The 2614-nt window shown below is 67.1% G+C and carries 5 protein-coding genes; all 5 read left to right on the top strand.

What is annotated here, in order from left to right; translation table 11 throughout:
• On the top strand, positions 1–574 hold a 574-nt coding region (locus VLG41_RS00050; protein ID WP_325347356.1), incomplete at its 5' end, for a response regulator.
• Between the two features lie 196 nt (positions 575–770).
• On the top strand, positions 771–1157 hold the full coding sequence (gene flgB, locus VLG41_RS00045) for a flagellar basal body rod protein FlgB (protein ID WP_245093649.1): 387 nt from the start codon (positions 771–773) through the stop codon (positions 1155–1157).
• An 11-nt stretch (positions 1158–1168) separates the two neighbouring features.
• Positions 1169–1576 carry a flagellar basal body rod protein FlgC gene (gene flgC / locus VLG41_RS00040; protein ID WP_245093647.1) on the top strand — a complete coding sequence of 136 codons (408 nt, stop codon included), beginning with the start codon at positions 1169–1171 and terminating at the stop codon, positions 1574–1576.
• A 26-nt stretch (positions 1577–1602) separates the two neighbouring features.
• Positions 1603–2286 carry a flagellar hook capping FlgD N-terminal domain-containing protein gene (locus VLG41_RS00035; protein ID WP_245093645.1) on the top strand — a complete coding sequence of 228 codons (684 nt, stop codon included), beginning with the start codon at positions 1603–1605 and terminating at the stop codon, positions 2284–2286.
• 35 nt (positions 2287–2321) lie between these two features.
• On the top strand, positions 2322–2614 hold a 293-nt coding region (locus tag VLG41_RS00030), incomplete at its 3' end, for a flagellar hook-basal body complex protein (RefSeq protein ID WP_325347355.1).

Below are 2614 nucleotides of genomic sequence, written 5' to 3'. Positions count from 1 at the left end.
GCCGGAACTGGGCGCGGAGAACAGCTACCTCACTGCGGTGACGCGCTTCCAGGGCGAGCTGATCCAGGTGATCGACGTGGAAAGCGTACTGGCCGACATCTGCCAGTCGCGCATGGACGCCACGCTGGCGCCGGAGATGGCCCTGCCTGCGGACGCACCTCCGCTGCAGGTGCTGGTGGTGGACGACTCGCGCGTGGCGCGCTCGCAGATCCGCAGCGTGCTGGAGCAGCTTGGCGTCACCGCCACCCTGCTCTCGGACGGCCGGCAGGCACTGGACCACCTCTTGCAGGTGCATGCGGCCGGCGAGAATCCCGCCGAGCGCTACGCCATGGTCATCTCCGACATCGAAATGCCGGCCATGGACGGCTACACCCTGACGACGGAAATCCGGCGCCACCCGGGCCTGGCCGGCCTGTACGTGCTGCTGCACACCTCGCTGTCGGGCGTGTTCAACAACGCCATGGTCGAACGCGTGGGCGCCAACGCCTTCGTGGCCAAGTACAGCCCGCACGAGCTGGCCGAGCACGTGCTGTTCCGGCTGAACCAGGTGGCCGCGGCGCAGATGGCCGCCTGATCGTCGTCCCAGCGAAAGCTGGGACCCATGTGCTCTTCCCCTAGAAGAGAGAAGGGGTAAAGGGCAGGATCAAGATGGATCCCGGCGTTCGCCGGGATGACGGCCCGGGGATCCCCATCCCTGCTTGGGCGGATGCTCGCCCGGTTCTGGCACACGCCTTGCACCACCCCCGGCAACGGTCTGCCGGAGCGGTGCCATGTCCAATCCCATCTCCAACTATCTGGGCGTCCACGCCGCGGCGCTGCCGCTGCGTGAGCAGCGCATGCAGCTGATCGCCAGCAACCTGTCGAACGCGGACACGCCCCACTTCAAGGCCCGGGATCTCGATTTCCAGGCCGCCCTGGAGCAGGCCGCCGCCAAGGCTTCGCCCCTGCAGACCACCCACGAGCAGCACCTCACCCTGCTCGATGCCGGCCCGCGCGTGTTCGAGCGCGCCGGCGTGCAGCCCAGCCTGGACGGCAACACCGTCGATGCCGACACCGAGCGCGCCGCCTACGGCCGGGCCGCCCTGGAATACCGCGCCTCGCTGAGCTTCATCGAATCCAAGGTGCGCACCATGCTCACCGCCATCACAGGCCAGTAAGGGGACGCGCCATGAGCAACCTGCCCATCTTCGACGTCGCCGGCTCCGCGCTGCAGGCGCAGTCCGTACGCCTGAACACCATCGCCAGCAACCTGTCCAACGCCGATTCCATCGCCTCCTCGCCCGAGGCGGTCTACAAACCGATCGAACCGATCTTCCAGGCGCGCCCGCTCGACGCGGACGGCTCGCTGACCTCGGTACAGGTGAAGGAAATCACCCAGAGCCAGGCGCCACCGATCAAACGTTACGAGCCCGGCCACCCGATGGCCGATGGCGACGGTTACGTCTACGCGCCGGATGTCGATCCGGTCGCGCAGATGGTCAACCTGATCTCTGCTTCGCGCGGCTACCAGGCCGGCGTGGAAGTGCTGAACACCGCCAAGGAACTGGCGCTGGCCACCCTGACCATGGGCCGCTGACGGCCTGCCACCGAGCGAACACGCACATGACCACCGTCAACGGCGACCCCTTCGCCGCCATCAACACCAGCACCACCGGCGCGGCGACCACGGCAAAGAAGGCCGACACACTGGGACAGGCCGACTTCATGCGGCTGATGACCGAGCAGCTGGCCAACCAGGACCCGCTCAAGCCGCTGTCCAACAGCGAGTTCGTCGCCCAGCTGGCGCAGTTCTCCACCGTGCAGGGCATCAGCGACCTCAACGGCACGGTCAACGGGTTCACGGCCGCGCTGACCGGCGACCAGGTGCTGAAGGGCGCCTCGCTGGTGGGCCATTCGGTGGTGGTGCCTTCGGAATCCGTCGCGTTGCCCGCCACCGGCGACACCAGCGGCCTGGTGATGTCCCCTGGCGCAGGCAAGGTGACCTTCGAGATCACCGACGCCAGCGGCGTGGTGGTGGACACGATCGAAGTGGAAGCCGGCGCCAAGGGCGAAACCGCGTTCTCCTGGGATGGCATCAAGGCCAACGGCGAGCGCGCGCCGGAAGGCACGTACTCGATCAAGGCCACCCATACGGCCACCGACGGCACGGCCACCGCACTGAACACCTACGTCGACGCCACGGTCGACAGCGTGACCATCGGCTCCGATGGCCTGTATCTCAACCTGCCCGGCCTGGGCACCGCACCGCTCGACTACGTGCTGCGCATCGGCAAGTCGGCGTCCTGACCTCCGCTCCCACCGCATAACGCAAGGAGTCTTCCATGGCATTCAACAGCTCGCTGTCCGGCATGAGGGCGGCCAACGCCGACCTCAACGTCACCTCGCACAACATCGCCAACGTCAACACCACCGGCTTCAAGGAGTCGCGCGCGGAGTTCGCCGAAGTGTTCTCGTCCACCGGCTACGGACTGCTGCGCAACGGCATCGGCGCCGGCGTGCGCCTGACCAACGTGGCCCAGCAGTTCTCGCAGGGCGACATCAACCAGACCGGGCGCTACCTGGACATGGCGGTGGACAAGGAAGGCTTCTTCACCGTCAGCAACAACGGCACCAA

This window comes from Hydrogenophaga sp. (genome assembly GCF_035481345.1).
Lineage (GTDB): Bacteria > Pseudomonadota > Gammaproteobacteria > Burkholderiales > Burkholderiaceae_C > Hydrogenophaga.
This window is presented reverse-complemented; position numbering and strand designations above follow the sequence as displayed.